Genomic DNA, 1596 nt, shown 5'->3' with positions numbered 1-1596 from the left:
GATTTCCAATAAAGCCTATGTCGCCAGAAGAAGCGATTTTGCAGATGAACCTTTTGGGCAACACATTCTTCGTATTTACAAATTCCGAAACTGACATGATAAATGTGGTTTACAAAAGAAAAGACGGAAAATACGGCTTAATAGAGCCGGTGGAAGAGGAGTAAAATTTTATAGAAGGTTGGGGATAGGCTCTATCCCCAATTTTTTTGTCAGAAAAGAAGGAATTTTGAAAAGCATATAGAATATATTTAAAATGTGTGGACAAATTTTAATAGGGTGTGAAGATAATGGGTGAAATAACAAAAGATACGGTAGCTTCGATGGAGATGTACATAAATAAAGTTCCGGGAGTGCTGTCTAGCAGGATAGTAGTAGAAAATGGGGAAATAACGGAAATCCACGTATTAGCTGACAGCACGAGGAATGCCAAGCAGATTGCAAGAGATGTGCAATCTGAGATAATGGCCCAGTTTGGGATTGACATAGATTATAAAGTGATAAGTGTTGCCCAAATTGATGTTGGGGCAAAACCTCCTTCTGAACACAGGATTGTATTCTCAAGCTATTCTTTTGTAAATAGTGGGCTTACAAGCGAAGCAAGGGTGATACTCACCCGCGGAGACGAAGTCTTTGAAGGATTCGCTGAAGGACCTAACACAACAATGAACAAGTATAAAATCATTGCAAACGCTACATTGGATGCTGTGTCAAAGCTCATTCCCAAAAACCATTTATTTTTACTGGAAGATGTCGATATATTTAATATAGCGAAAAGCAGGATAGTAGTGGTGGGAGTCACCCATGTGACAAATAGCCAGGAAGAACTTTTGACAGGTTCTTCTTTAATAAGAAAAGATGAGGGGGAATCTGTCGTAAAAGCGACTCTTGATGCCATAAATAGAAGAGTTATGTCAATTATATCCCGTTAGCTTTTAAACACACCCAAACCGCTTATTACATACTTAGCGTAGCGATACCTGAAGCCTAAGGGCAGAAGAAATAAAAACAGCAAAGGGGGTTTCAGGTATGAATAAAGCCACACTCATAAAGATACTCTTGGCTTTAATGGCACTTGCATTAGCAGGAGGCGCAAATTTAACATGGCACTAAGCGGTTTGTGGTGTGCTTTTTGAAGAAAAGAGGAGGTTTAATATGTTAAACAAAAGAGTAAAAGTGTATATTTCTATAATAATTGCTTTAGGAATTTCTTTCCTTATATATTCTATGCTAAGAACTTCAAAAAATACAATTCCAGATATAATTTTATTTGGTTTTTTTGCTGCATTAGCTGAATCAATGCCAGTATACATTGCTAAAGAAATTACTGTTTCTGTGGCATTTGCTGTAGATTTAATGGCTCTACTCATTTTTGGACCTTATGGTGGTGCTTTAATTGCTTCTATGGGTACAGCATTTCAAATTGTTAAAAGTGAAGATGGTACTTTGAGGCATATATTCAACTTGCCCTACTATAAGACGTTATTTAACATAAGTGAACTGGCTTTAAGCGTGGGAATTGCAGGTTTAGTATTTGAATATACAGGAGGAGTTGCAGGCACTTACATATATCCTAAATATCTTATACCTGCAGTGATA

At 37.0% G+C, this 1596-nt stretch carries 3 protein-coding genes; all 3 read left to right on the top strand.

The features are described from left to right. Positions 1-17: 17 nt before the first annotated feature. Complete coding sequence (locus AC29Z1_RS16890; RefSeq protein ID WP_488272618.1) at positions 18-164, top strand: sigma 54 modulation/S30EA ribosomal C-terminal domain-containing protein; 147 nt, start codon at positions 18-20, stop codon at positions 162-164. Between the two features lie 123 nt (positions 165-287). Beyond that, positions 288-929 (top strand): hypothetical protein, encoded by a 642-nt coding sequence (locus AC29Z1_RS16885; RefSeq protein ID WP_488272616.1) that lies wholly within the window; start codon positions 288-290, stop codon positions 927-929. A gap of 223 nt (positions 930-1152) precedes the next feature. After that, the coding region (locus tag AC29Z1_RS16880; RefSeq protein ID WP_488272615.1) for a hypothetical protein at positions 1153-1596 on the top strand (444 nt) is incomplete at its 3' end.

This window comes from Sporomusa sp. (assembly GCF_057736855.1).
Note: the sequence above shows the minus strand (reverse complement) of the source record. Positions and strands in the feature narration are given on the sequence as shown.

Excerpts from the sequence above, each read along its gene's own strand:
- AC29Z1_RS16890 (WP_488272618.1), top strand. The coding sequence starts at position 18 with ATGTCGCCAGAAGAAGCGATTTTGCAGATGAACCTTTTGGGCAACACA.
- AC29Z1_RS16885 (WP_488272616.1), top strand. The coding sequence starts at position 288 with ATGGGTGAAATAACAAAAGATACGGTAGCTTCGATGGAGATGTACATA.